This is a genomic window from Oleiphilus sp. HI0066 (assembly GCF_001635725.1).
Genome location: NZ_LWFH01001842.1, coordinates 1 through 1,436, shown reverse-complemented (window position 1 = coordinate 1,436; position 1,436 = coordinate 1). Strand labels below are relative to the sequence as shown.

At 45.0% G+C, this 1,436-nt stretch carries 1 protein-coding gene and 1 pseudogene; one reads left to right on the top strand and one right to left on the bottom strand.

Features of this window, described 5'->3' with window-relative positions:
• Nucleotides 1-1,211: acyl-CoA dehydrogenase (locus tag A3738_RS28550; RefSeq protein ID WP_068764021.1), on the top strand; the 1,211-nt coding region annotated here is incomplete at its 5' end.
• Nucleotides 1,212-1,271: 60 nt separating this feature from the next.
• Here the strand turns inward: A3738_RS28550 and A3738_RS32790 are convergent.
• Nucleotides 1,272-1,436: pseudogene (locus A3738_RS32790) on the bottom strand (phosphatidylethanolamine-binding protein); the annotation flags it as partial.

Below are 1,436 nucleotides of genomic sequence, written 5' to 3'. Positions count from 1 at the left end.
GCTTGAAAGGTCAGAAGATGTATATCTCTGGTGGCGATCAAGATATCACCGAAAATATTATTCATTTGGTGCTCGCGCGCGTCGAGGGAGCTCCTCAAGGCGTGAAAGGGATAAGCTTATTTATTTGCCCAAAGTTTCTACTCAATGATGATGGCTCTTTGGGTAAACGCAATGATGTTATGTTGGCCGGTTTACTGCACAAAATGGGCTATCGAGGCACGACATCAACGGTGCTGAATTTTGGTGAGAAAGATGACTGTACTGCCTTCTTGATTGGTGAAGAGGGGAAAGGGCTTTCGTACATGTTCAAGATGATGAATGAGGCCAGAATTGGCGTAGGTCTTGGTGCAGCAATGATCGGTTATCGCGGTTATCTCGAGTCTTTGGCTTTCGCTAAAGACCGACCACAAGGCAGAAAACCCTCAAATCGAGACACTACAAGTGCCCCAGTGAATATTGTTGAGCATGCTGATGTGAAACGTATGTTGTTGGCTCAGAAAGTCTATGTAGAAGGTTCCTTAGCGCTGTGTTTGTTTGCGTCTAAATTGGTGGATGAACATGAGGCCGGTGGAGACGAAAATGCACTTGTGTTGCTAGATTTACTGACTCCGGTTGTGAAAAGCTACCCCTCTACTTATGGATGTAAAGCGAATGAATTAGCGATCCAAGTTTTGGGCGGCTCTGGCTATATTCGCGAGTATCCCGTTGAACAGTGCTACCGTGATAATCGGCTTAATCCTATCCATGAAGGCACACATGGTATTCAATCACTTGATTTGCTTGGTCGTAAACTATGGCAAAAACAAGGGCTTGGGCAGCAATTGCTCATGCAGCGAGTTCAGGCGACTTTAGCCAGAGCCAAAAAACATGAGCGCTTAGCTGATTTGGCTGAGCACTACAGCACTGCATTGAAAACATTTATCGAAACGACTACTGCTTTAGGTATGGCTCTGCAGCAAGGTCGAATTGATGAGACCTTAGCTAATTCTGCCTTATACCTTGATGTGATGGGGAGAATGGTCGTCGGTTGGTTGTGGTTAGACATGGCCTGTGCAGCATTAGAGTCGGATCGCGATGAAGCTTTTGTTTCGGGGAAATTACAAGCAGCACGTTATTTTATTCGTTGGGAACTTCCTGAAATTAATCATTTAAGCGAGTTGCTGAAAGGCTTTGATCAGACTTGCGTAGAAATGGAAGTTGACTGGTTCTAATGATCAGTTGATGAATAAAAAGGGGAGGTGACTCCCCTTTTTTGTGGGTGGAAATTGTTTCTAACGCGCGTAATAGGCAACCGNCGATGCCTTTTGAATAGTCTCTGCATTGATTAAATATCCTACGAGGTTCGGTGGGGTATTCTCGTCAACGTCTAAAGTTTCGGTGTTGAGTGCATAAACGGTAAATAAGTATTGGTGCGGTCTATCGCCTTCAGGAGGGCA